Genomic DNA, 24715 nt, shown 5'->3' with positions numbered 1-24715 from the left:
ACGTCATCGACTGTTGTTAACGACCAACCCTTTCATTTCTTTACCTGCGTGATTTACACGCTGCCACCGAGCACGTTATCAAGCAGCTGAAGCGCTTCGGACGCGCCGCCTGAGATACCCAAACCCACGACTTCCGGAATCGCGTACTCACGCGGGTTGATACGGATGACGCGAGGTCCGTGGCGCTCGCTGAAGCGCCTGACGGTCGGTAAAGCACGGCCTGCCCCCATTTCGACAACGGCGAGTCGCTCGACGGACTCAAGCCAGGTTGCGAGTCGTCTCTCCTGCCGGTCCGCATACTTCTCCACCCATTGCCAGTCCCCAAACATCAGAATGTTCGGCCGTGCGAGGCCATTGCAATGCGGGCACCTCGGCATCGCGTTTTCGAGCAGACAGGTCGTCTCGTTGACGATGGGCAGGAAGGCGTCAGCCGGCCAGGTTTCCTCGGTACACGCCTCGACGCATTGAAGACGGTGGATGGTTCCATGGCATTCCGCGATGCGTTCAACATCAAAGCCTGCTTTCTGGAACTGACCGTCGACGTTGCTGGTGAACACGAAGGCACCGTGCTTCATCGTCGACGCCCACTTGAGAAGAATGTCAAAACCGGCATGCGGTACGGTTGCGCGGTAAAGCGCGAGTCGGTGCCCATAGAATCCCCAACTCAAGCGTGGATTGCTCGCAAAGCCGGCGGGATTGGCGATATCCTCGAACGAAAACCCATGATGGCGCAGCGCCGGGTAGGCACGCCAGAACCCCTCTGTTCCCCGAAAATCAGGCAGCCCGGAATCCACGCCCATGCCGGCGCCCGCAGTGATGAGCAGCCCGTCCGCGTCGCGAATCCAGTCGGCTGCGTGCCTGATTGCATCGTCGTTATCCACCTGGTACCTCGATTACGCTGTTTGACCTATGCCGGGCGGAAACATCGTTTCCGCGATTCAGGCTGCCGCGCCGTAGCGCTTCGCTAACGCGACCGCGTCGCGCGCGAACTCGTCTCGAAGCGCAGGTGGTGCCAGTATTTCCACTGCAGCGCCGAGCGAGCGAAGCCACCATCGCAGCTTCACACTGGGAACCACCGTCCCGGTCACCTTTATACGACCATCAGGTAGCGGCTCAGGTTTTTGGTCTTTCGACATGCGCCGCTCCTCCAGTCGTTTCGCCTCACCCGGTTCCAGCGCAAGCTCCAGTACGACAGGCTCCTCTGGCAGAAAGTCGAAAACCTGTTCATTCTCAATCGTGTCCTGAAGCCGGAAATCGCGTGGGTACGCGAACTTGTCTCCGGAATCGACTGCCGAAACGATTCTGTCCAGCCGATACAAAAGCCGAAGCCAGTCAGGCTTGCCATCATCGGGTCTTGGCGGGTGGTCCGGACTCTGCGCAACCATGTACATGAGCCCAGCTGACTCGACAAGCGCGAGCGGCCAGAGCCGCTTCGGCTTGAAGTCGTCGGCCCTGGTCTCCCTATAAGCCTGGCGATATCGGACAAGCAGTTCGCGCTCAAAGAATGTCGCGGTCACGACCGTCTGAAAGACCTCGGGATTGACGTGGGGCCGGCTCAGCATATAGGTGGGCTCGACCGAGTCAATCTTGTTGACCCATGCCCGATACAGTCGACTGTCCTCGCGGGCTTGAGAAAGTCGCGTGTCAGCGGCCTTGAAGAGTGGCTCGATGTCCTTGGTCACTGCCGCGGGTAGCTTGTCTCCCACAAAACGCCTCAGCGCGTGAAACGCGACAGCCTCGGAAGCGCTCATGAGACTCGCCACCTGGCCGGCGCCGTGCAGCCAGGATTTGCGTTGCCAGAGCCGATGCCGGCCCGACACGGTCGATAGGACAAGCAGGTCCCGCTCCAGCATGGAAAGGCGTCGTCGAAGTTGCTTCGGATAGTCGACGCCGTGTCCCCGGTCTTCCAGCAACTGAAGAACCTGAGACGTGGACATCCACGACTCCAGGTCCCTGTCTGTCGGCAGGATGCGAAGAATCGCTTCATCAAGGCTTGAGGTTGTCATTCTGGGCTCTGGTCGAAGGTGAGTTGTTCTGCATCCCGTTAGCGATGATTCTACGGGACGATGCGGACACTTTTTGTCCCAGTCGTCCTGCATCATGGTGCTCGGCCACAGGAGAGACCTATGACTTCGAGCACGAAAATCACCATCGCTGTCTCCGCACGAGCGCTTTTCGATTTCGAGGAAGAGAACCAGATGTTCGTGGAAGATGACCCGTCAACATATTGCGCGCTTCAGGCAGCGCGGCTGGATATCCCCGCAGGCCCCGGCGTGGCCTTTCCGCTGGTGCGGAAGCTTCTTGCCTTCAATGGCGGCGAGAGCAACGACGTCGAGGTCGCAATCCTGTCGCGCAATGACCCGGTCACTGGGCTGCGGGTGTTCACGTCGGCTCGACACCATGGACTGGCAATCAAACGTGTGCCGCGGCGATTGACTACGTCCTCGAATGATGCCGGCTCGACAGAACCTTCTCACTGCAATTAAACCGTGAAATCCCATGCCACAGATTCTGGAACACGTTGATGCAATCGCCCGGAGACTGAAGCGGGACGTGCTTTATCTCGATTTCCTGAAGGCGAAGCGACCGCACCGCGCCGACTATCGGTGTCTCGAGAGCCGCTCCCACATTGTTCAGTGGCTCGAACGCGAGGGTATCGAATGGAGCGAGTGCGGAGCGCTTGCATCCGAGACAGTAACGGGACGCACGTCCGAACGAAGCGCACCGGATTCTCGCCGCGTGGCAAAACACGTGGGGAAACGAGCGCGTCCGGCTCGTCACCCAGAACATCGACGATTTGCTCGAGCGGGCTGGCGCGCAGCACGTCACACACCTTCACGGTGACATGCATTCGATGCTTTGTACGTCGTGCGACCTCCGCTTCCCTAAAGACGGGGACGAATATCACCTTGAAACAGCCTGCCCGCGTTGTGGCGAGGTTGAAGCGGTCAAACCTGGCGTTGTGTTCTTCCAGGAAGATGCGCCCGAATATGTCAAGTTGCATCGAATGCAACTCGAAATGACCGACGACGACCTCTTCGTCGCGATTGGGAGCGCCTTTCACGTCGTTTCGCCCGAGAGTATGCTGCCTCGCGAAAGGTGGCGTCAGCATGAAAGGAATTTTCTGATTGACCTGGAACCGCGTCGCGCGGAGTTTTTTGGATGCGTCGAACCAGAACTTGCGACTGTCGGCCTGCGCAATCTCGAAAGTCGCGTCCGTGCTTTGATGACGATGCAGTAAAGGGCGTGGCATTCAAGGATTGCCTTACTCGAGACCACTCATGCATATCATTCTTGGACTGAACCTGGACAGTCGACTAGGCCCGTCCCGCAAGGACGCCCTTGACCAGCCTGTCGTCGGGCCCATGGGCCTGCTGGGGCTTCTCGAAACCTGGCTGGGACTGAGCCGTCCCGAGGTGAGCGCGGCGCAGCGCGTCACGAGCTATCTCGGGCACCTGCGCTGGCAAACCGCGCAGCCGCGGTTCTATGGTCGTTCGCTCGAGGCCGATGGTGTCGGTACGAGCGCCAAACTTCTTTCTTGGCGTGACGAATGGCGTATGGGCGGCTGGGATGGAACCGCGCCCACGGATAGTCCCCAACGGCTGCGGGAGATGGCAGAGGTGGAGCACAGTGCGATGGGCAACATCCCACCCGGAGAGGCGGAACGGCTCGTGGCCGTGCTCGCACCGCTCGAAGCTGAGCGGACGCCAATCGAATCGGTACTGCTCGTCGACCCGCTGGACAGTTTCCCACGGTTGTGGCGCGAGGTCCTCTCGTGCCTGCCGGATGTCAGAGAGTGGCAGCCCGAGCCTCAGGGTGATGGACTGCTTCGCGAACTTCAGCAGCACGCGCTCGAGGCGGTTGTGCACGGGGAACTTTGTCCCCTCGTGAACCCGATTGCTGACGGCAGTGTTGTACTCGTTCAGGCGTCGACCCGCGAGGCCGCTGAGCACTGGCTCAGCGCATATTGCCGTCAAACCGCCGCCGACCGGCTCCTGGTCTGTGGGTCAGACGGTGACTCTGTGGATGCCACAATGGTAGCGACGGGTGGCGCCAGCAGCGGCTTTCGCCATACCAGCAGCTTGCGCCCTGCCTTGCAGGCCCTCGGGCTCGCGCTCGAAATGTGCTGGGACCCGGTTGACATCGGGTACCTCGTCGAGTTTCTCTCCCATCCCATCGGTCCCTTCCGACGCAAGGCGCGAGTCCGCCTCGCAAAAGCTGTCGCGGAGCAGCCGGGTATCGGAGGCGGGGCCTGGGAGTCAGCGAAACAGGAAATTCGCGTCGAAGAGAACGGGGACTCCATACTCGAGGACATCGCTTTCTGGCTCGAGGGCGAGCGCTGGAATCGTGATACTGGCGCACCGGTGGATGCGCTGCTGGTACGGGTCGAGAAGCTGGCCGGCGCGTTGCGCAAACGTCTGGCGGACAATGGCCTGCTGAACGCAACGCTCGGCGCTGCGATAGAGCAATGCGCCGCTGTTCGGGATGGGCTGCTCGAGTTGAAAAACCAGGGCGCACCCAACATCACGCCGCGCGTGGTCGAACAGCTTCTGGAACACGCAACGCCCGCGAGTGCAGGAAATCCGTTCGCACCGGCGCAGGTGGGCTGCCTTCGGGCCGAGTCGGACACCGCTGCCTGCATTGAGCCAGCTGACGAGGTCATCTGGTGGATGCCTTCGACCCCGCAGTTGCCCCCGCCGCTTCACTGGACGAAGTCGGAGCTCGAGGCATTCAGTAGCCTTGGCGTCGAGGTACGAAATCCGCAGCGTGAGCTGGAGCTATTGGCGCGGCAATGGCTGCGTCCGCTGCTGGCCGCCAGGCGGCAGTTCATTATGGTTCTGCCGCCTCCTGGGGCTGAGGAGCATCCCGTTCGGCAACTGCTACTGAAACTGTGGCCGGACCTGATGAAGCACCGTGTCGACCTTGACGCACAAGTTGAGAGTGAGCTCGTCGGGACGCTTGCAGAAAACCTCAAGCACACGGCATTGCCTCCAACGCCTCGTGCGCTCGACCTCGATGGTCCGATTACGCTTCCGACGACGGACCAGTCGTACACGTCCATATCCGAACTGTTCAATGCGCCGGCACTCTATGCGTTCAAGCGCATCGCACGTATGCGTCCGGCCTCGATACTAGAGGCAAGGGACGGCAACAATCTCCTCGGAACGCTCGCGCATCGGGTTTTCGAAAAGTTCTTTCAGCAGGCGGACTGCCTCAACTGGACCGATGAGCAAGCAGTGACGTGGTTCCGGGACAACGTCGATTCTCTCCTTCGGACAGAGGGGGCAGTCTTGCTGATGCACGGTGCCGGGGTCGGTCAGCAACGATTCAAAAGCGTATGCGAGCACGCAATCCGCTCGATGATGCGCCATCTGCGTGCGGCGTGCGCTAGGCGCGTTTACACGGAGCTGCCTGTCGCGGGCCAGCTCGGCCACGTGCCGCTCATTGGCAAAATCGACCTGCTCGTTGAACTGCCGGGAGGCAATGTCGTCGCGTTGGATATGAAGTGGCGCGGCGACAAGTATTACGCTGCCACGCTGCTCGATGGACAGCATCTCCAACTGGCACTCTACTCCTCGCTTTACCAGCAGCAAACCGGTGTAACGCCGGCGGCACTGGGGTATTTCATTTTTGAGTCGGGCGCCATGTACGTGAGCGCACCCGACGTTATCCCGACCGCCCAGGTTCGGACACCGCCTCTGGCTGCAACGACTGGTCTCATTCAGCAGGCAAAGGCAAGCTGGGACTGGCGAACCAACCAATGGGCTGCGGGCAACATCGAGGTCGTTCCTGTTGGCGGCGGAGAAGATTTCCAGGGACCGGAGGGCACGCTGCAGGTGAACGGGCCGAACACGTGGGATAAGGACTATATGGTGCTGCTCGGAGGGTGGGAGCAATGAATAACATCGAATTCATTAGTGCGGGCGCTGGAAGCGGTAAGACCTACAAGCTCACATCTACGCTCGCCGAGGCACTCGAGTCAGGTGAGGCGCGGCCGCACGCCGTCCTCGCGACTACGTTCACGGTCAAGGCAGCAACGGAGCTGCGCGAGCGCGCCCGCTCCTGGCTGTTGAATAAAGGCAAAATCGAACTCGCCACTGCCATCGGACAGGCGAAGCTCGGTACGGTCAATAGTGTGTGCGGCCAGTTGCTGAAGCGCTTCTGTTTTGAGATAGGGCTATCCCCGGACCAGACGGTCCTGAGTGAAGGTCAGGGCAGGCGCCTGCTGGCGACTTCACTTGCAGAGACGCTCGATGAATCGGGGCGGGAAAAGCTCGTCGCGCTCACCATCAAGTTTGGCATCGAGCACGCGGAGTGGTCTGCGCAAATTGAGGACGTGGTCAACGCCGCGAGGAATAACGATATTCCCGCCGAAGAGGTGCGAGCGATGGGTCGCCGGAACGCCGACCTGATGTTGGAAAACTGGTCGACCCCATCGACAGGGGACGACCCAACAAGCGTACTTTCTGGTGCCCTGACGAAGGCCCTGTCGGATGTGTCGTTGCACATCGCGGCAATCGAGGCAGCGGGTGGCAATGTCGCCCAAAACCTCCGGAACGGTCACCGGGACCTGGAACGTCTCGAACGGTGTTTTCGTGAGGGGCGCTGGTGCTGGCCCGACTGGATTGCGGCTTGTAGCCTGAATGCCGGCGCGGCGGTCCGTGCGGCCATAACTCCCGTCTCGGAAGCTGCCCAGGCGCACGAATCGCATCCCGAGTTTCATGACGATGTGCGCGCCTATCTTGACCTGGTGTTTGACCTCGCAGGCGGGACGCTCGAGACCTATGCCGAAACCAAGCGCATGATGGGCGCAGTGGACTTTAGCGACCAGGAGGTCTTGCTGCTGGAAGTCATCCGGAAAAACGAGGACGTCCGGAAGGCATTGGCCGACGAGCTCGACCTCGTGATGGTCGACGAATTTCAGGACACGAGTCCGTTGCAGTTGGCGCTCTTCGTGGAACTCGCCAAACTGGCCAAACATTCGGTCTGGGTTGGGGACCCGAAGCAGGCCATTTACGGATTCCGTGGGACGGACGCACGGCTCATTGCCGGCATTCTTGCAGCTGTCGAAAGTTGGGGCGGCAAGCTGGGAGAGCCATTGACCACTTCCCGACGCTCGACGCCATCGCTTGTGTCCCTGACGAATGCTGTCTTCAACTCCGCATTCCTTCCGCAACTACAACCATCGCAGGTATGCCTGCAACCATCGCGGGGGGACATCGCAGGGCAACCAGCACTATTTCACTGGAACTTCGAAAGCAGGAACAACGAGTCCGACTACCTCGCCTTGGGGCAGGCAGTCAGCGAGCTGCTTAAGTCAGAGCTGAGGGTCGTGGACCGGCAAACTCAAGAGGAACGTCCCGTTCGCCCTGGAGACATCGCGGTCCTGTGTCGCAAGAACGACCAGGTTGAACTTGCAGTGACGTCTCTGACGCAATGGGGCGTACCGTCCGCAAGCCCGAGAGCCGGACTTCTTGGCACACCCGAAGCCATCTTCGTCCTTGCGTGCCTTCGACGCCTGCTTGACGCGGGGGACAGCGTCGCAACTGCGCTGATATTGACCCTCGCGGATAGCGTTCCGGCGCAGAAGTGGCTGGGTGACCGGCTCGAATATATCGCCGGCGAGGGCGCTAGCCCTTCCCTGTGGAAAGCCGAGGGTGACGACGCGCATCCGCTTCTTGTCCGTCTGGAGACATTGAGGCCGACCCTCGCTGCTTTGACGCCGCGAGAGGCATTGCGACTCGCGAAGTCCGAGTCACACGTTGCCCGTGTTGCAAGCCAGTGGTCGAGTTCGCCGCATCAGGCAAGGACCCGAATTGCCAACGTTGAAGCCTTAATGGACCTCGGTGCGGCCTATGAAGACGAATGTATCGCTGCCAGGCGTCCAGCCACAGTTAGCGGACTTCTGCGCTGGCTCGACTCGCTCGCCGATAGTCAAGCCGACGACCGGTCGGCGACCGCTGACGACGCTGTCAGCGTGATGACCCACCATGGTGCGAAAGGGCTTGAGTGGCCCGTCGTCATTCTCACGTCCCTCGGAACCGCAACAAGAAGTGCCCTGTGGGGTGTTCGCGCGCGTACTGACGGCGAGTTCAATCCCGAGCGGCCACTGGAAAATCGCTTTGTGCACTTCTGGCCAAAAACCTGGGCCAAGCGAACTCAGCCGCAGTCCGCCGCTAACGCAGAGGGAAGCGCCATCGGGCAGATGATGGAGGCGGATGCGCTCGCGGAGAGCAAGCGCCTGCTTTATGTCAGCATGACGCGTGCACGCGACGCAAACGTCCTTGTCACCTGCCAGCGGAGTCGAGGCGTCAACCGTGCATGGGTTGATGAGGTGAGAGCGGGGGACCTGCTTTTCGGGGCAACCGAGCCAGTCGTACTTCCGGATGAACGAACCATCTTCCGCGAGGCCCGAACTTGGACCGCGGCAGACATTGGTCTTGCGCCGCCCGCACAGGACGAGTCCACATGTAGCTGGTACGTTGCCGCCCCGGCGAAAGATGCGCCGCCCCTCTGGTATCGACCGAGCGATGCGGAAGGCGGTATGTACGCTGTCGCCGAATCCGAACCCATTGGCGTGCGCGTCGCGATTACCGCCAGCATCGAAATGGAAATGCTGGGAAGCGCGTTACATCTGTGTATCGCCCGTGTCGGCGTGGCTGGAAGGGGCGACGTCGCCGATGTCGAACGCATTCTTGGTGCTTGGGGAGTAGCACATGCGGTGGACAGCGCGGCCGTCGTTGCCCAGGTGCAAGCCTTCTTTAGCTGGCTGGAGCGTCGCTGGCCGGGCGGCTCGGTTCGCGTTGAGATGCCTCTCGAGGCGAACCGGACAGACGGAACGCGGCTGCGAGGCCGCGTCGATTTGCTAGTGGATACGCCTGACGGTTGGGTCCTCATTGACCATAAGTCCAACCCGGGCGGTACCAGTCGAGACGATGCGAGTGTGCAAAAGTACGGTTCGCAGCTGTCTGCCTACGCGGAAGCTGTTGAAAAGTGCACGGGTAAGCAGGTCAAGGAGCAATGGCTGTATCTGCCCGTAGCAGGTCGCGTGGTGAGACTTACTGCCGAGACTGTGGCTCGCTAACGCGGTTCGTCGACGAGGGCAGGACAAGCGCCGGCGAGATTGAACTGGACGACGCGCGCCTAGCTGCATTGAGAAGCGGATTGTTGCGATGAAATGTACGTAGCTTGCCGAACCACTCTTCGATGCACTTTCTATGCCCCTAAGAGTCCGCGCTGATGCGAATCACGGGGGGCGCCTACGGGGCGGTGTGATGTTTATGCGTATTGGAAGTGCTGAAAGTCCTTTTCGCCTGGCTGTAGTTTGGAAATACCACGATGGCCCGGTTTGACTACATCACATAAGTCCTTCTTTCCAGCAAGGTCGAACGATGTAGTGTGCCTAAAGGATTTGCCGGTTATGCCGTAACTGCATTGGTGTTGTAACAGTTCTATAGTGCCAGTGGATGCGCCATCCGTTTTGTCAGGTGCGCGGCGTCCATAACAATTGCGAGAGAGACCGTGACCACGAAGCCTGAAAGTGAACTAAATTTCAAGAAGAGTTCAGAGCCTATTCCGACAGTCGAGATTGATACGGATAGCATTTCCGACCTGGAGCGGATGCGAACAATACGGCGGACGCTTGCCTCGCTCGCAAGTAAGGAACCCAGCATGCGCGCCACGATATACGTTCACGCAACCGTAAGTTTCAATTTCCACGAGATGACTAACTCGGACTTCATCGGCGTAGCCGGTCCATTGTCCATTCTTCAGGCGCTCCAATCGGAACTGTCTCGCCTGCCGGGTGCTCGGTCGCGACTGAGCGACTATATCTCGACCCGTGAATCGGTGATGGCATATCACCTTGAACATGGGAACCTGTGGGTTCCTGAGGATGCTCTCACCTGGTCTAGCGTCGAAAGCCGGTCGGAGGATGGTGGCCGCTCACCCCAGTCCCTCGAGTGTGACGACACGGGGACGGAGAAGGCAGTTATTGAAGAAATCGAAGATGAATTGCCAGAGGAGGACGAGGTAAACCTTAAGGGGTTCAGAATTGAATCTGCGGCGCGCTACCGCGCGGCACGTGCTGATGCCAGTATCGGCAGCATCAAACGGCAAATTGAGTCCGTTTTCGGTCTGCCAGAAGGTTCAGTTGCGTTGTGTGGACCGGATGGCAAGGCTCTCCGGTCGGACGCGAGAATTGCTACATTGAGACGGCGCTGGGATTAGTAAGGTTGTACTTTGAGAAGAGTGCTCGAAGTGGATTATCGGGGCGGACTCAGACATGCCGCAGTACGTTATCTCCAGGCAAGAAATTTAACCCTCCAGTGACTATGAGCGACACCCTATTCAAAGAAGTCCACTACAGCCTCGACGGTCTTATCAATGATATTGGTTTCGGCCGCATCGGCCTCCCCGACATTCAGCGACCCTTCGTCTGGGCAAATGCCAAGGTGCGGGACCTGTTTGATTCAATGTATCGCGGCTATCCGGTCGGCTACTTCCTGTTCTGGCAGACGGGAGCGGAGGGCACTGATGCCAAAGTGATTGGTGACCAGAACAAACAGAAGGCACCTTCGCTGCTCATCGTCGACGGCCAGCAACGGCTGACATCCCTGTATGCGGTCATTCGCCGAGAGGCCGTGTTGCGAGAAAATTTTGAGCGCGAACACATTCGCATCGCCTTCCGTCCCCAGACCGGCACTTTCGCAGTACCTGATGCAACCACCGAGCGAGACCCGGAATACATTCTTGATATTTCCGAGGTATTCAGCCGGCCGACCCACAAGACCATTCGCGAATACCTTGAGCGTTTATCGGCAGCGCGCGAGGTGACTGAGGCAGAGGAAGACAAGATTGCCGATGCCATCGGTCGCTTGGCTGGTCTGACGAACTTCCCCTTCATTGCGCTGGAACTCTCGCAACAGTGCAGCGAGGAACAGGTGGCTGACGTTTTTGTTCGCATTAATAGCGAGGGCAAGAAGCTCAACCAGTCGGACTTCATCCTCACCCTCATGTCAGTTTTCTGGGACGATGGTCGTTCCGAACTGGAGCAGTTCTGCCGTCGTGCTCGTCAGCCATCACCCACAGGGCAGCCGAGCCCGTTCAACCAAATCTTTCAGCCGGACCCCGACCATTTACTTCGCGTCGATGTCGGTGTCGCTTTCCGGCGCGCGCGTCTGGAACACGTGTACTCGCTGCTTCGTGGGAAGGACCTATCCACGGGGGACGTGAGTCCAGGCCAGCGCGACAGCCAGTTCACCAAGCTGCGCGACGCTCAGGCCCGCGTGTTGAACCTCACATACTGGGCCGATTTCCTCAATATCGTGCGCGCGGCAGGTTATCGCAGTGAGAAGACCATCAGCTCGGTTAATGCACTGGTATTTGCTTACCAGCTGTATCTGCTCGGGCGCACGGAGTATGACGTGGATGGTTTTCTGCTCAAGAATGCGGTTGCGCGGTGGTTGTTCATGTCGCTGCTGACTGGTCGCTTCACGTCCTCACCCGAGTCACGAATGGAGCAGGACCTCGCCGAGCTACGCGATTTGAAGTCAGCCGAGCAGTTTCTGGCACGTCTCGCCGCTGTGGAGGCTGTAACGCTGACCGATGACTACTGGACAAAGACTCTGCCCATGGAGCTCGCTACGTCGGCAGGCCGCAGTCCAGCACTTTTTGGCTTCTATGCCGCGCAAACGCTGATTGGCGCCCGAGCGCTTTTTTCCAAGAGTCCGGTTGCGGACTTACTGGACCCACCTGCTTACGGACAGAAAAAAGCGCTGGAGCGTCACCACCTGTTTCCGAAGCAATATTTGAAGAAGCAAGGCATTGATAGTGTGCGTGACATCAATCAGATTGCAAACTACGCACTGGTTGAATGGGACGACAACATCGCAATTTCAGACGGGCCGCCGGCCAGCTACTGGCCGCACTATGCCGCTCGTTTTTCGCATGAGGAGCTGGCGCAGATGTGCAGGTGGCACGCGCTACCAAACGATTGGTGGAGCATGGACTACGAGGAATTCCTCACCGCCCGCCGTCCGCTCATCGCGAACGTGATACGCGCGGGATACGAAAAGTTGGCAAGTGACGTGGCTTAAGGTTATTCACGACCGTGCCGCGAGGTGAAACGGGACTGCAGCTGACGCTCGGTTCATTCCGAAAATTTGCCGAGGCTTGCGACCCCGTGGTTGCAACTAGCGAGCGAGCCGAGAAGACGCTGTAACGGTATCCGGCAAACCGGACTGCGTGCTCCTGCCCCTCGTCTATTCACCGCTAGTGGCCTTGGTCGTGTAACGGGTTCAAGCCGTTCAGACCACTCTATCGAACGGACGTTTCGACATAGTCATTGGGCGTCATAGCTCCCGCATGCCCAGCCCACCCGCAATCGACTTACGCCAACAACGACAAAACATGCATCACGGCTTTCCTCTCGATGGCTCGGCATCGGCTCACTGGCTTGAACACCTGTCCGACAATCTCGAACGTCTGCCCGCCGATGCGCGACGCACCGCGTATTCGCTCTTATATTCACCGTGGAAATGTTCGCGTGATGATGTGCTCGAACACGTGCCGTCGCCGTTGGGTAGTTCAATCGTTTTCTTGCAAGACAGCGTCTTGCGGCATGTCTTTCGGGAACGGTCTCGCCTGAGCCTGGGTACTGCCGCCCTTGATGTGTGGGTCGGCGCATTTGCGAATGAACCGAATGGCCCTCCCGAGCCACTGGGACAAAATACCGTCATCGCAGTCGAGGCATACGTTGGGTTAGCCAAGGAAGACCTGGCAAAAGCTAACATTCGATGGAATGAATTATCCGGGCCGGCTCGGGCCTCGCTCCTGGCGCTCTATGTCAAATGCGAGGTCGCTGTGCACTTGATGACCGGTATGTTCGAAGCCGCCAATGATGCCGGCCGCGCCATGCATTACGTCATTCCTGCTCGACTGCATGCCGCGCGCAAGATACGTTGGTTCTCACTCTACTGGGCGCAGCAGAGCAACATGGCGGACACTTACAATGCTTTGATGGTGTCGCGCAGCCTTGACCAGTTTGACGGACCGGCACGAGAAGCCGAGTACTTTCGAGCATGGGTCGATTCCATCCTTGATAAGTACCTCTGCTTGCACCGGCAATACGTCACGAAGCTCTTGCCGACGAAGAATGGTGCTGTGGTCCCAAAACTGTGGGCGCGCGCCGAGCTTCTGTGCTTTGTCTGGTTGCATCCCCTTGCAACTCGATGGGACGTGGGTAACTTCTCGCGCGTCGTCCTGGAAGACCGCCCGCTGGCTTCAATCTCCCGCGAGCACTTGCGGCGAGCAGGGTTTGGCAATGCGGAAATAGATGCGCTATTGGATGAATCGGCCGCGCAAATTCCCGGCGACCAGTTTATTACTCAAGCGGACGACTCTCGACACTTGCACGTCCACAACCTGAATTTAAAATTCGCAGTGCAACGCTATGTGCGGCCGCTTTTCAGCCAAATCGGCCCACCCATCGGGCACTGGTTCGAACGCGACTACATTCTCCAGTATCTCCGGGACCGACTCGAAGGCTCGCGTTTTATGGCGTGGCCCGAATTCAAGGACAAGGACGCCAGGTACGACGCAGACATCATCATTTACGACAATGCGACGCACCTTTTTTACTTCTGCCAAGTCAAACATCGAGCCCAGGTGCTTCAACCGTATTTGCGCGACGAACTCGACGAGTTCGGTCGCGGCGAAAACATCAATCACGGTATCGGGCAACTCAGTCGCCTCCGCGAGTTGATTGATACAGAGCAAGTTCGCAACCGTCTCGTGAGTAAGCTGGGAAAGAAGTTGGTGGGTGCAGGGCCACTGGGCGAGAGGAGCCGCTTTCTTCTTGTTCACACAGTTGAAAACTTTGACATGTGCACACGGCATGGAATCACCATGTACGAGTGGAACACATTTCGGAACCTCCTCCAAGGCCAGATGCTACTCGCGCGCCGCGACCTCGACGGCGCCATGCAATACGAAACAGAAGAGCTGGACTTCGCCAATCTTGAATCGGTCCAGGAACACTTGATGCGGGTTACGGCCCGCTTGTCCGCGGAAATCGCACCGAGCCAGCCAACGCCAGAGGACACGTACGCGCTTCTGCAGCACGCGGAACTCTCACTTCAATATCGGAAGTCGCTTTGGCTGAACGACAAAGCGTTAGGTAAATTAAGAGCGAGAATGTTGCGAACCCCGCTGCTATAAATGAATTCGACCCATTGCCGGATACATAGGGTGAGCTAGTGGCCACACCGCAGCGGTTTGTCGCAACTCATCGGGTGACGAAGCATCGCCACTGTTATTTTGCTCGACGACCGGCCGGCGGTACCGCCCCATTCCTCACGGTGGTGCTCTCATCATGTCCGCCATACGCGTGAGCGCCACTTCTTCACGGAATCCGCCAGAATTTCCTTGTTTTACGGGCAGTTTTTCGCACAACGCTCTGGTCGATATTGCGGGCTTTTGTCAGCAGCGTTTATGTTCTTCGCTCAGTTACGGTGTAGTCGTCTTTTCAGGGAAAATCAGCCTGTAGTTCTTCAGGTCTTCCTGAAACGCGTTGCTCAGTTCGAGCTGTTGCTTCAAGCCTGCCCGCGGCTGGCGATAGTCGAATCGCGAGGTCCAGTCTTGTGCACGCGTCATCGACCTTATGTATGGCCCCGCGTCCCGTTCATTTGACAATCGCTTCAAGGGAAGCAGGTAGTCCTCGCGATACACGGTAGGCACAATAATGCGGCAAAGGCCGGCTTCCGTTAAGGCGCCGTTCATTGCCAGTCGCGCCGTACGGCCGTTGCCATCCTTGAACGGATGAACCTCCGTCACTACGAACATCGTCATCAGCGCTCGTGCCATGGGGTCCGTCTGTGCAGCAATGCGTTCGTACCCTTCTTTCAATGTCCCCGGCACCAGTTCTGGCGCGACAAAATACGTGTTCCCTGCCTGATTTGCTTGCTCCTTCCACTGTCCCGGCAACTTGTCGGGGCGGCCCGACATCACAATTGCATTGATGTTTTTGAGCCAGGCGAGAAATTGGTCGGCGTTCGGCGCGGTCCTGTTTCTCCAGGGAGACGAAGTCGCAACATGGAATGTTCCGAGAATATCTTGCGAGTCCTCAGGACGGTCTTGAATAATGGCGCCCTCGAAAACGATTTGCTCGGCTTCAGCTACCTCGAACGTTGTGCCTTCGATGTAGTTCGAAAAGTATGCCTCGAAGAAAGCAAAATTCTCCATGGCGCTGCCTTCTGCCGCTGGGTCTGCGACGTGCGGAAACACATTCGCGGTCAACTGCGCGAACAACGCATCAAAGAGGTCGAGCCGCTCAGGGTCATATGGCTTGCCTGCTGCTCTCGCTAAGGCTTGTTTGCTTTTGAGTTTTTTCTTTTCATGTGTGCCCAACAGCGCGCCGATAAGACCGTCAAGCCGCGTGAACGCCGATTGCATGTCCAGCTTGTCCGCGACCACCCGAGCGCACTCTCGCAAGTCGTTAAGCTTGAACTTGCCCCTGATGGTGAGAATGTTGTCGAGCCGTCGCTCAACCGCTTCCTGAGGCATCACCCGCTCGGAAGCTCCGCGTCCCGTTGCCATGTTCTCGAGGAAACCCCGTGCCTCGCTCGGCAAGTAAATGCCGCGATAGGGAACGTCCGACGCCGGCGGTTCGAGTAACGGTCCCGCTCCCGGATACACCTCGACAAGGAGTCCGGGCAGCGCGAGCGTGCGGCGCGTGCGGCCGCGGCGAACGTGGATGACACCGTCAACCGGACGATGCTCCAACGCAGACCGGTACGCCATCACTGCGCCCGGAAGCAGGTGGCTTGCAATTGCCGCCCAGTTTCGGGTAACGACCGATTCGAGTGGACTGTCCAGGTTTTGCGTGAAGACGCCAGCGTAAATGCGCCTGAACGCGCCACTCTCTACCTGGCGGCGCAGCGCGCGCGCTTGAGCCTCGTCTTCCCCGGAAAAGAAGACCTCTGCCGTGCTCGCGTCTGAATTTAGCGTCATCGTCCGTTCCGAGATGACCAGTTTGTCCGTAAATTAGCGAAATAATACGCCGCACTGTCCGGAACGCATGCAATACGCCGGAATAATGTGGCGCTACCGTTAGCCGAAAATTATCTGAATTACCGGCCCGTTACCCATCGTTTGTCCGAAAACAACTCGAATTACGATAGATTTTGTCCGATTATTGACTGATTGGCCAGTCTGATTGTCTCGTTCGCCTGTGTGGTCGACGGTCTTACCCCAGCATGGGCAGACACTCTGCGCGGACCAGACATGGCTGTCGCAATTTCAACGATGTATCGTAAGGCGAATCTCTTGCATGGAAGCCCAAAAATGACGATTCGCCAGGTCGGCGACCAATGGCCGCAAATGTAAAACGGGGTATCAATGAAGAACACTGGGACCTCATGAGTGAGGACCGAAAGCTTGGCTGGGAGCTGTTCACGAGGACGTTGGCCATCGTTGCTGCGCGGTTCGCCGCGAAACGGGCGCGCGGTTCTGCAAAAACGAAAGAAGGACGCAACATCGCCATTGCGGGGCGCAGAAGTCGAATCGATGGCGCTTATCTCACTGCGCGTCGCACGCGGTGTGGACCGCCGCTATGTCAGGGTTCGACTAGAGGACCGCGCTGAATTGCTGCTGGTCGAGGGAAATGGTTGCAATGATGGACTCGAACGCCACCATCAAATCCGGATGACGTTGAGCAACGTATTGCCGCGCAGAATCGTTTTCGAGGAGCTCGACGAGATATCTTTTCGCAAGCACTAGATTATTGAACTCGCCCACCGCCATGGCGTAAAAATTGAGTTGAACGACGTACCTATCGCCCATGGAGGGCACTCACATCGGGTCGGAGATGAGACGGTCGTTGTGCGGTTTGCTTGGCAGCGCTGCCCCATTTGCTCGAATGACGGCAATGAGTTCCGACGGCGTTATCTCGTGCCTCACCTCGCGGTGTATGCCGGGTTTGCGCTCATCGACTTCCAGCAGCAGAACGGCTCTTCCATTGGTCGCAGATTCCAGTCGCAGCACGCGTATTGGGCTGCCCGCTACGTCGTATTCCGTTATCAGCGTCATCGCGCCGGAAGCGCCTCTTGCAGCCATGATGATTTTCCCCGTCCTTCTCGATGCGCCGATTTTAGCGGCTGTTGCGGCCAGGTCGGAGAAGCGCGCGTGAGCGCCACGCGCCCGTCTTCCCCGGTCACCGGCCGGTCTCTTGCCACGGTGTTTTCCGGTCACTCGTTGCGAATCGCAATAGCCGCCTTTGTGCCCCGAGCATGACGCCGACAGGCGTATTCGCCAGTTGCTCGTCATGAAGTGCCAGCAGCCGTTCGAGAATCGCCGCTTCGTCCGGACTGACCTGCCAGACATCGTCTGCTGTTGCCCGCGCCGCGCTGCTCTCGAGCGCCTCTGCGGCTTCAGGAAAAAATGCGTGGTGAATCGCTCCGAAGCCTGCTTCACGAAGATACCAGGCTAGGTACAGCGCACGTATCAGGTCGCTTAGCAGGTGCCCGTTTCCACTGCCTGCTCGTAATGCGGTGAGCGCAAGGTGATTGCGTAGTGAAAGCGAGCGGACAGCTTCTAGCGTTGGTGGTAGAAGCGTGGCCTTTGCGGATGTCTTAGTGGATACATAACGACCACCGCCTCTCTTTCTATTCATTTCGCATAAAAATCGCAAATCGATTGATTCTGGCGCTGGCCCATGAAATCCATACACGTTGTACTCGTTTTCAATCTTGTGGAGTTTTGTTGTCAATGACCCGCTGAAAACATAGGCACTATGAATCCAAAACGAAAATCGCTGCCGTGGATTGCAATATTTAACAATCTGAAAGTGATGCTTAGGTGAACATCATGTGTCATTCATCGGCAGTTGCCCCGGAAAACTGTTTTTCCATAAAGTGCGGGATGGGGCAACGAATGTTGGCTGGGAACGTAAATGGCGTGTCAGTCGGAGCGCGGCGCGTACTCGGTATGGGCGATATTTGTGTTTGTCCATGATTCGGACGCTTCGATATTTCAATTTTTGAGGGAGACTACTGCGACAATCAATGCAGCCTGTTCATCGCATAGCAAAACTATCTCCCGCCGCGCAGATAAACACCAAAGCGGAAAAAGCTACCTTTCATGTGCGCATCTGCAAATAATTCCGAATCGCAAACTGATTGCACGCGTTCGTTGACAAAAATTGTCTGGAAAAGTTTTTCATCATATTATTCTGCGTGGCAATCTGGGGGTGGAGTCTGAAAATGACGGTAAATGACCTGGCAACGGTGCTGGGCGCGGGGATGGACCAATCTCGACGCTTGTTGAAACTGGATACTGCGTTGGGCGGCAATACGCTGGTGCCAGTCCGCGTGGTCGGCACTTCACGCATTGGACGCAACTACGACTTCACTGTCGATGTCGCTTCCCTGAAAGACTCTATCGAGCTCAAATCCCTCATCGCGAAACCGGTGACGCTCTGGACTCAACAGACTGACTCGTCGTATTTACCGCGTCATGGCTACGTTCATACTGCGCGATTTCTGGGCTCCGACGGCAGCGTTCAGCTTTACCAGATTAGCTTTTCGTCGTGGTTGCACTTCCTGAAATTTCGCAGCGACGCGCGGATATTTCAGGACAAGACGGCAGAGGACATAATCTCGGCGGTATTCAACGAGCATCCCCAGTCAAGTGGCGCTTATCGCTTCGACCTCCGTAACCAGCTACCTCCGCGGTCGTTCTGCGTTCAATATGAAGACGACTGGAACTTCGTGCACCGGATTATGGAAGCGGAAGGTCTCTTCGGCTATTTTGAACAGGCGGATGACGGCAAAGCGCACACGCTGGTCATCACGGACGACCTCTACACCGTTAAAGCCCTTGCTCCGCAAGATGTGTCGTTTTATCGAGCGGGGGCTGGAAGTGAAACGGATGCAATAGTCCAGTGGGGCGGAGCACGCACATTGCAGAGTGTGAGCTACACCACGCGCACATTCGACTATAAGAATCCAACCTTCAAGAAAGAGCTGTCCACGCCGACAGTCGACAAGCAAGGTGACCTGCCCGACCAGGCCGAGGTCTACGAGTACACAGGCGCATATACCTACGGCGACAGTGCTCGTGGCGACACTTTGTCAAAAACACGGCTCGAAGAATGGGAGTCCCGCGCGAAGCGCTTCTTTGCGACGGGCAGCGTACGGCGAGCCGATGTGGGACGTTGGTTCCAGCTTGAGGGCGCAACCGCTCTCGCATCCGACAGCGCGGAAAATCGTCAGTTTGCGATTCTGGCCGTGACCTGGTACATCGAGAACAACCTGCCGGTTTCGACCGGAACACAGTTCCGCCATAGCCTTCAGTCACAACTTGCTGAAGCTCGCTCATATCACGCGGGTTCGTCGGATGCCTTCAATGTAAATGACGCGTTGGGCGGCGAAGGTTTCTTCCTCGTCGAACTGGAAACGCAGCGACGCACTGTTCCGTTTCGCAGTCCCTTCGAACACCGTAAGCCCCTGATGCATACCCAGACCGCGACAGTGGTCGGCCCGAATCATGAGGAAGTGTTCACGGACAGCCTCAACCGGGTCAAAGTGCTAATGCACTGGGACCGGCAGAACGGCGGCGATGAAAAGGCTTCCTGCTGGCTACGCGTCATGTCACCGAATGCCGGCGGGACGCTCGGCGGCGTATTTGTCCCGCGTGTGGGACATGAGGTGGGAATCGTCTACCTGGACGGCGATTGTGACCGCCCGGTCGTCAGCGGAAGCCTGTTCAACGGACAGCAGACGCCGCAATGGCACTCCAACGGCTTGCTCTCGGGTTACAAGTCCAAGGAATTCCAGGGCACAGGCTACAACCAGCTTGTCATGGACGATTCGACGGGCCAGAACCGGGCGCAGCTTTTCAGCAGCACGTCCCAAAGCTATTTGCATCTCGGCTACCTCATTGACCAGCAAGGCAATACGCGCGGCAGCTATCTCGGGACTGGCTTCGACCTGAAGACCGATTCGTACGGCGCTGTGCGCGCTTCGCAGGGTATGTACCTCTCGACGTACGCGAAGGTCGGCACGTCGAGCCAGCCGCTCGATGTCAAGGAGGCACACCAGCACCTCGTCGACTCGGGCGGTGTCGTTGAGCGACGCTCCGAAGTCGCAACAGGCAGTCAGGCCGAAGGCTTGCAGGATGCTCAGGACACCATCAACGATTTCGCAGCCGCGACGCAGAGCGCGCGGCAGGCAAACTCGGGGGGCGGCAACACGGCCGGCGGTGGAACTGGCGAGGCGAATGGATTCGCTCAGCCCGTGATGCTGCTCGCCAGCCCCTCCGGTATCGGCCTTTCGACGCAGAAATCCATCCAGGCCGCGGCGACGGAGCACGTCAACATCGTGAGTGGCGCCAGCACGCACATTGCGGCGTCCAAGTCACTCATCGCAAGCGTGGGCGAAAAACTCAGTCTCTTCGTGCAGAACTCGGGCATGAAGCTCTTCGCAGGCAAAGGAAAGGTCGAGCTGCAGGCCCAATCCGATAACGTCGAGATTACGGCCGACAGGACTGTCAAGGTTGTGTCGACTTCTGATGCCGTCAATGTGATGGCAGACAAGGAAATCAAACTGATGGCGGGTGGTGCAACGATTCGCCTGGCTGGGGGCAACATCTATGTACATGCGCCGGGCCTGGTCGAAATCAAAGGTACCCAGCATTCGTTCCAGGGCCCGGCGAGTGAGAACGCCGCAGCACAACTGCCAGTGACTGAGTCGTGTGCGCAGAAATTTGCTTCTGCCTCGCAGGCCGGTGCGGCCATTGTCGACTAGGCGTACCCATGGACCAGTACCTGATTGTGGAGCCCGACAACGGCCTCGTTGACCTTGGCACGGCGCCACGGATGTACGAAGTCGGCGAGATTGTCCCGACTGCGATGCCGGAACTCAAAGGGGTGATGCCGTTGCTTTACGCAGTGGAGCACTCTGAACAGCAACTTCCGGCTATCGAGACCATTGCGGCTCGGGACCTGCAGGAGGGCCTCCCACCGCGCGTCTGTGCGCTGCTTGAGACTGATGCAAGCGCCGAGACGTTGATGCGGCACGTCAGTGGCATGCTTGCGCTGCCGCGCGAACCCGAGGGCCACTCGGTATTCCGATTCTACGACCCCCGGGTGGTTCGCAACCTTGGATGGGTGCTTCGACCGGAACAGCTATCGCTCGTGTTCGGACCAGTGCTGCGCTGGCGCTATTTCTCAGGCAGTGGATGGCTGACGGTGGAGCGTCCGGCGGTCGCGCCTGCTGAACGCCTGTCGCCGTCGACTGACCAGTGGGCATCGCTGCGCCGCCTGCATCTCATCGAGCAGGCGCTGCAGTCCATCCGGAACGCTGGGGAGCCCGTTGATGAGCGCACCCCTCGTCAGCTCGACGCCCTGTTCACGAAGGGAGCCCGATATCGCCTCGCGGGAGAGGACCTGACGGTGTTTGCCGTACAGGGCTTGCTGGTCTCACCGAATTTCGACCGACATCCGAAGGTCGCCGCGGCGCTTCAGCCGGGGCAGACGTCGTCGTACTCGGAAATCACCGCTTTGTGGACCGATGAAAACTGGGCGCAGATTGCGCAGGAAGCGGCGCTGTATGCGTAACGCAACAACACATAACGCAAGGCAGAGAGAGTAACTATGGGTACCATTCCGAAGGTCCAGGCCGCATCGGCAAACGCCAAAGCCAATGCAGCGTGCCAGAAGTCCTGCAACATGTGTGAAAAGACGGGTCTTCTGATTCTGCCGGTACGGTATGCGGCAGCTGCCGCGACCAATGCTCACAATCTCGGCGCGGCCACGGCGCTTGCGTTGCCGAAGGGACCGTTTGGTGACGGGGTCACAGGCGTAGGTCCCAAGAAGGCGACCTACTTCTTGCGCTCGGTGCGCAAAGGGTTCATCCACGTCTATTACCCGTCCCAAAGCAAGTGGCAAATCTACGGCGTGACGTCCGAGGGCTATGTCTTCAACTACCCGCTCGACGTCGACCTGCCTGAAACCCAGGAGAAAGGGTTCAACTGTCAACAGACCGGGCACAAGGAACTCGCGCAGTGCATCAGCATCGACCATCCGCAGAAGGCCGGCAAGGTCTATCTGGCTTTCAGCGACGTACGCTGGACGGGCCCTGTGCGCAAGCGCTATGAAGCCAACGAAAATGGTTGCAGGGACCACCGGATGCAGCTCTTCGATGCAGCGGGATGGGCGAGCGGCAACCATTCGCAGAAGCATGCCCAGACCATTGCGCACGTTACCGACTATGTGCTCGAGTACAAGGGCGGCGTGGACGTCGCTGCATCTTGCTCGCCGTTTGCCTTCAAGGACCGCGCAAGCGAAGCGGACGGGCTCAAGCAATTTACGGACGCACACGACAAGGGCAATGGCGTCTTCTTCGCACTTTGGGACCCAGCTGGCATCACGCAGGAGCTCAACGCCGAGCAGTTTGTAGCGATGGGTGCGGCCATGAAGCCGTATCAGAGAAAAATGTGGACGGCGAGCGCGATTGACGGAATGAAATCCTCTATCGAAGAAAGTGCAGAGGAGGACGAGAATGCGGCCGCAGAGCAGCTCAAGGGACAGTCGGCTGAAACGTACGCCCTTTACTCCCTGTTTGATGGGGGGAAGGCCTACGAAAAGGAGGTCAAGTCCATCGACGAGCAGAAGGAACGGGAGATGGATTCGGTGAAGGCCGCGGCCTGGAAGCCGTACACCGAATCCTACAGCCAGAATGCGGTGACGCAGTTCCGCAATAACATGAAGACGCAGATGCAGCAGATAGAAGACACTGTGCTCAACCCGCTCGCAGACGACTATGTCGCCTGGCTAAAGGGCACGCAGCTGAGGACGGTGTTTGCGTGGGACTTCCACGAACTCGATGTGGCAAAGGGCGTCGAATACGCCGAACTCTTCTACGCATGTATATATGGGTCGGCTGACCGCAGGGTGGTCTATGACCTGGTCCTCGAATGGGCCAAGGGAGACTTGAAGGACCGCCACAATCCGCTTCTGCGTTCGATGATTCTGAACCACGACCCGTCGGCTGAAAAACTGAAGGAAGCGGCAGGATTCCCTATGCTTGAAGTGCGGGAGCCGGCAGCAAAGCTCATTGAGCTGAACCACGCTGCCAACGAGATTCTCGAGAAGAAAGGTCAGGGCCTGATTGTGCGGGCCGACAAGGCAGTGGCTGGAATGCTGCACGAACTGGGTGGCCCGATTGCCGGCTTTATTGCCAAGACTGGCGATACAGCGAGTGTCCGGGTTCTCACAGCGTGCATGAGTCTGCGTTCGCGCACCACCGTCATCTACAAGCCCGTCGAAGGAACCGTCAACCAGTGGATTTCCTATATGGCGCGCCAGATGTACGAACAGATGCCCGCGAACAAACGTCCAAGCCTGGGTTCGTTGAACGCGAACCTGCGTAAGACTTTCCAGAGCTCGTCTCCCAAGGATGGCCCAATCAAGGTTCCGCAGTTCATTGTCTTCAACGCCGATGAGGCTCTCCAGGCGTCATCGGGCGCTACTTCCCTCAGTGGCAGGGGGGCGGCAATCTTTGCACCGGGAGTGCGCGCGGTATTGACGGAAGAGAACATCAATGCGAGCTTTCTTCCAAAATTTCGGGCCGCGACACAGGGTGAAGTTGGATACGGCGTCATCGGGGTCATCTTCAATGCGGTGAACTGGATGTTGGCTAGCAAGGAGTTGGCAAAGTCGAGTGCGCTGAACCGCAAGGAGAACCATGACAAGTTCGTTGCTGCTATCGTCTCAACGTGTGCGGCGTCCTTCCAGACGGTTGGTAATGGAATGAAGGCATTTAGCAAACTAGGGGGGCGTTATTCGCAGCTGTTGCTGAAATGGGGCACCGTTATCGAAATTGCCTTCCGTGTCGTAGGTGCGGTAGCCGGATTGGTCGGGGCGTGGTATGACCTCCAGCAATTCAAGACCGAACGAGAGTCCGGACATGCGGGCCTAGCCTCCTTGTATTTTGCATCTGCCGTTACAAACGGCCTGCTGTGCCTTGCCATGATTGCCGGCGCAACCGTCCTGATTTTTGCACTTATGGTTGTGCTTGTTGTCATCGGTCTTTTAATAGCATGGAAGAAGCACCGGGAAATCGAGGAATGGCTCAGTAAGTGCTTCTTCGGTACAGCGACGGAAAAGTTCTCAGAACTCGACGAACGCAAGCAGTTCGAAGCGCTGACCTCATAAGCGAGTCACCATGGCATACGATTACCTGACAAAGATTCAAATCAACCGTCCACTAACCGAGGAAGAGGTCGCACGGCGCATTAATGTTCACAAGCCCGTCGTCGATGAAGCTGCCGATGCTTACACCGTATTCGGGATGAACGATGTTTATCTCGAAGTCTGCGACGCTTCTTACTCGCAGATTGGCTGGGGCCTTCTTGCTTTCCTGCTTTGTTTCCCGGCATTTGCTTTACTCACCGTGGAAGCCGCGCAGAGCGCGATTGTCGATACGCCTGCGATGGTCAGGAACGGTGAACAGGGAGTGTTCAGCGCCGGCATGTGGGTCTTCACCGTGATTACGGTGCTGTGCTGCGTGCTCACGGTTGTGATATTGCTGCGCGATTGCTTCAACTACAGGCACAAGGCCGTGCGCTTCAATCGCCAGACGCGAATGGTGTACGCCTTCCGGCACAACGGGCCGGGCGGAGTAATCGCGGTACCTTGGGACAAGGCGTTTTTCTA

15 protein-coding genes and 2 pseudogenes are annotated in these 24715 nt (G+C 58.1%); 12 read left to right on the top strand and 5 right to left on the bottom strand.

Translation table 11 applies throughout. From position 1 onward, the window contains the following. Positions 1 to 53: 53 nt before the first annotated feature. Both BX591_RS14790 and BX591_RS14785 read right to left on the bottom strand, forming a co-directional pair. Positions 54 to 881: an SIR2 family NAD-dependent protein deacylase gene (locus BX591_RS14790; RefSeq protein ID WP_244146976.1), complete on the bottom strand. Its 828-nt coding sequence runs from the start codon at positions 879 to 881 to the stop codon at positions 54 to 56. A 57-nt stretch (positions 882 to 938) separates the two neighbouring features. Then, complete coding sequence (locus BX591_RS14785; protein WP_111932185.1) at positions 939 to 2006, bottom strand: helix-turn-helix transcriptional regulator; 1068 nt, start codon at positions 2004 to 2006, stop codon at positions 939 to 941. Positions 2007 to 2126: 120 nt separating this feature from the next. On the opposite strand from BX591_RS14785, the gene BX591_RS14780 reads away from it, so the two are divergent. From BX591_RS14780 to BX591_RS14750, 7 genes and pseudogenes are all read left to right on the top strand, one after another. Next, positions 2127 to 2486 carry a 5'-nucleotidase gene (locus BX591_RS14780; RefSeq protein WP_420849373.1) on the top strand — a complete coding sequence of 120 codons (360 nt, stop codon included), beginning with the start codon at positions 2127 to 2129 and terminating at the stop codon, positions 2484 to 2486. A gap of 227 nt (positions 2487 to 2713) precedes the next feature. Continuing rightward, a pseudogene (locus BX591_RS14775) lies at positions 2714 to 3241 on the top strand (SIR2 family NAD-dependent protein deacylase); the annotation flags it as partial. Positions 3242 to 3281: 40 nt separating this feature from the next. Beyond that, a complete protein-coding gene (locus BX591_RS14770) occupies positions 3282 to 5900 on the top strand; it encodes a PD-(D/E)XK nuclease family protein (protein WP_111932183.1) in 2619 nt (872 codons plus the stop codon). Continuing rightward, positions 5897 to 9085 carry a UvrD-helicase domain-containing protein gene (locus tag BX591_RS14765; RefSeq protein ID WP_111932182.1) on the top strand — a complete coding sequence of 1063 codons (3189 nt, stop codon included), beginning with the start codon at positions 5897 to 5899 and terminating at the stop codon, positions 9083 to 9085. The genes BX591_RS14770 and BX591_RS14765 overlap by 4 nt, the downstream gene beginning before the upstream one ends. A gap of 437 nt (positions 9086 to 9522) precedes the next feature. Next, positions 9523 to 10230 carry a hypothetical protein gene (locus BX591_RS14760; protein WP_146749765.1) on the top strand — a complete coding sequence of 236 codons (708 nt, stop codon included), beginning with the start codon at positions 9523 to 9525 and terminating at the stop codon, positions 10228 to 10230. Positions 10231 to 10334: 104 nt separating this feature from the next. Further along, complete coding sequence (locus BX591_RS14755; protein WP_111932180.1) at positions 10335 to 12098, top strand: GmrSD restriction endonuclease domain-containing protein; 1764 nt, start codon at positions 10335 to 10337, stop codon at positions 12096 to 12098. A 313-nt stretch (positions 12099 to 12411) separates the two neighbouring features. Then, positions 12412 to 14220, top strand: a complete 1809-nt coding sequence (locus tag BX591_RS14750; protein WP_146749764.1) for a hypothetical protein — start codon at positions 12412 to 12414, stop codon at positions 14218 to 14220. Between the two features lie 288 nt (positions 14221 to 14508). Here BX591_RS14750 and BX591_RS14745 read toward each other — a convergent pair whose 3' ends face one another. Then, positions 14509 to 16011, bottom strand: a complete 1503-nt coding sequence (locus BX591_RS14745) for a Fic family protein (RefSeq protein ID WP_111932178.1) — start codon at positions 16009 to 16011, stop codon at positions 14509 to 14511. A 462-nt stretch (positions 16012 to 16473) separates the two neighbouring features. Here BX591_RS14745 and BX591_RS36465 point away from each other — a divergent pair, with 462 nt between their 5' ends. After that, the gene (locus BX591_RS36465; RefSeq protein ID WP_167444557.1) at positions 16474 to 16779 is read left to right on the top strand and encodes a hypothetical protein; all 306 of its coding nucleotides are present in this window, start codon (positions 16474 to 16476) and stop codon (positions 16777 to 16779) included. A gap of 72 nt (positions 16780 to 16851) precedes the next feature. On the opposite strand, the gene BX591_RS14735 is transcribed toward BX591_RS36465, so the two are convergent. Then, the gene (locus BX591_RS14735; RefSeq protein ID WP_111932177.1) at positions 16852 to 17115 is read right to left on the bottom strand and encodes a hypothetical protein; all 264 of its coding nucleotides are present in this window, start codon (positions 17113 to 17115) and stop codon (positions 16852 to 16854) included. Between the two features lie 97 nt (positions 17116 to 17212). Beyond that, positions 17213 to 17767, bottom strand: coding sequence for a hypothetical protein (locus BX591_RS36100; RefSeq protein WP_146749763.1), 555 nt, complete (start codon positions 17765 to 17767; stop codon positions 17213 to 17215). Positions 17768 to 18260: 493 nt separating this feature from the next. On the opposite strand from BX591_RS36100, the gene BX591_RS14730 reads away from it, so the two are divergent. The 4 genes and pseudogenes from BX591_RS14730 to BX591_RS14715 form a co-directional block, all read left to right on the top strand. Further along, on the top strand, positions 18261 to 20804 hold the full coding sequence (locus BX591_RS14730) for a type VI secretion system Vgr family protein (RefSeq protein ID WP_111932340.1): 2544 nt from the start codon (positions 18261 to 18263) through the stop codon (positions 20802 to 20804). A gap of 8 nt (positions 20805 to 20812) precedes the next feature. Beyond that, positions 20813 to 21616 carry a DUF4123 domain-containing protein gene (locus BX591_RS14725; RefSeq protein WP_111932176.1) on the top strand — a complete coding sequence of 268 codons (804 nt, stop codon included), beginning with the start codon at positions 20813 to 20815 and terminating at the stop codon, positions 21614 to 21616. 36 nt (positions 21617 to 21652) lie between these two features. After that, positions 21653 to 24214 (top strand): T6SS effector BTH_I2691 family protein, encoded by a 2562-nt coding sequence (locus BX591_RS14720; RefSeq protein WP_111932175.1) that lies wholly within the window; start codon positions 21653 to 21655, stop codon positions 24212 to 24214. Between the two features lie 10 nt (positions 24215 to 24224). Further along, positions 24225 to 24715, top strand: a pseudogene (locus tag BX591_RS14715) (DUF6708 domain-containing protein); the annotation flags it as partial.

Source organism: Paraburkholderia bryophila (genome assembly GCF_003269035.1).
GTDB classification, from domain to species: Bacteria; Pseudomonadota; Gammaproteobacteria; order Burkholderiales; family Burkholderiaceae; genus Paraburkholderia; species Paraburkholderia bryophila.
This window is presented reverse-complemented; position numbering and strand designations above follow the sequence as displayed.

Bases quoted from the DNA above. Each gene is read 5' to 3' on its own strand.
- BX591_RS14785 (WP_111932185.1), bottom strand. From the start codon at position 2,006: ATGACAACCTCAAGCCTTGATGAAGCGATTCTTCGCATCCTGCCGACA.
- BX591_RS14780 (WP_420849373.1), top strand. From the start codon at position 2,127: ATGACTTCGAGCACGAAAATCACCATCGCTGTCTCCGCACGAGCGCTT.
- BX591_RS14770 (WP_111932183.1), top strand. From the start codon at position 3,282: ATGCATATCATTCTTGGACTGAACCTGGACAGTCGACTAGGCCCGTCC.
- BX591_RS14765 (WP_111932182.1), top strand. From the start codon at position 5,897: ATGAATAACATCGAATTCATTAGTGCGGGCGCTGGAAGCGGTAAGACC.
- BX591_RS14755 (WP_111932180.1), top strand. From the start codon at position 10,335: ATGAGCGACACCCTATTCAAAGAAGTCCACTACAGCCTCGACGGTCTT.
- BX591_RS14750 (WP_146749764.1), top strand. From the start codon at position 12,412: ATGCATCACGGCTTTCCTCTCGATGGCTCGGCATCGGCTCACTGGCTT.
- BX591_RS14745 (WP_111932178.1), bottom strand. From the start codon at position 16,011: ATGACGCTAAATTCAGACGCGAGCACGGCAGAGGTCTTCTTTTCCGGG.
- BX591_RS14735 (WP_111932177.1), bottom strand. From the start codon at position 17,115: ATGGCTGCAAGAGGCGCTTCCGGCGCGATGACGCTGATAACGGAATAC.
- BX591_RS14730 (WP_111932340.1), top strand. From the start codon at position 18,261: ATGACGGTAAATGACCTGGCAACGGTGCTGGGCGCGGGGATGGACCAA.
- BX591_RS14725 (WP_111932176.1), top strand. From the start codon at position 20,813: ATGGACCAGTACCTGATTGTGGAGCCCGACAACGGCCTCGTTGACCTT.
- BX591_RS14720 (WP_111932175.1), top strand. From the start codon at position 21,653: ATGGGTACCATTCCGAAGGTCCAGGCCGCATCGGCAAACGCCAAAGCC.